At 39.0% G+C, this 541-nt stretch carries 1 protein-coding gene; it reads left to right on the top strand.

Annotation, left to right across the window (positions count from 1 at the left end):
* Positions 1-505 (top strand): P-loop NTPase family protein (locus tag AC1DG9_RS27685; RefSeq protein WP_477635781.1); only part of this gene is annotated, 505 nt, incomplete at its 5' end.
* Between the last annotated feature and the right edge of the window lie 36 nt (positions 506-541).

Here is a 541-nt window from a genome sequence, read left to right as displayed (position 1 = left end):
GAACAATGCCAAAATATTGGGGATTACAAGTCTTGACAGCAATGAGGGCAAATCCTTTCTGTCGGGCAGTTTGGCCTATGGTTTTGCGATGATGGGAGAAAAAGTGCTGCTAATTGGCGGGGAGACAAAAAAGGTGATGTCGGATTCAAAAGCGTTGGCTATAAACCAGGATTTTGAGACCTTTTTAGTGAAACGTGAAATTCAGACAGAAGACCTGATTACAATTTTGAATAAGAATGATGCGAATTCATCTTTACTGGAGAGCCAGAGTACCACAAGTTTAAGAAAAGGCTTTCAGGTTTTAAAAGACGAGTTTGATGTGATCATTATAGATGTAGACGGGCTTAAGGACATTAACAAAGCGAAAGAGTGGTTGCTTTTTACAGAGCTGAACTTAGCTGTTTTTGAATCTGGCAGATCTATATCTGATCCTCAAAAAGAGCTGTTGACATATATTAAGGGGCAACCTGGATTTATTGGTTGGGTTCTTAACAAAGTGAAATAATAACAACCTATGTACCAGTACAACCTATGTACCAGT

The organism is Pedobacter sp. 05L430 (assembly GCF_056397585.1).
The sequence above is the reverse complement of the archived record's forward strand: the minus strand, read 5'-3'. Positions and strand labels throughout refer to the sequence as shown.